This window comes from Streptomyces sp. NRRL F-2664, assembly GCF_000719345.1.
GTDB lineage: Bacteria > Actinomycetota > Actinomycetes > Streptomycetales > Streptomycetaceae > Streptomyces.
Genome location: NZ_JOFX01000515.1, coordinates 1 through 283 on the forward strand (window position 1 = coordinate 1; position 283 = coordinate 283).

The 283-nt window shown below is 73.5% G+C and carries 1 protein-coding gene; it reads left to right on the forward strand.

All coding sequences use genetic code 11. The features are described from left to right. Window positions 1–13: 13 nt before the first annotated feature. Window positions 14–283 (forward strand): hypothetical protein (locus IF89_RS40115; protein ID WP_158718181.1); only part of this gene is annotated, 270 nt, incomplete at its 3' end.

The following is a 283-nucleotide window of genomic DNA, read 5'->3' on the forward strand; positions in this document are numbered from 1 at the left end:
CCCCCTCGGCGCGGTGACCGAGATCGCCTACGAGGAGATCCCCGGCTCGCCCGTCCCGGCGCTGGCCGCGACCCGCCTGCGCACCCTCGACGACAAGGGCGAGCTCGCCGCGCCCGAGCAGCGGATGAACGTCTGGGCCGAGGAGGGGCGTGCCTACACCGGTGCGGGGGGCGGTTTCGCGGGTGAGGACGATGTCTTCGACCAGCGGACCGGTTTCACCTACACCACCGAGGTCTCCCTCCTGGGCCCCGACGGCGAGCCGGAGCGCAGGGTGGTCTCCCAC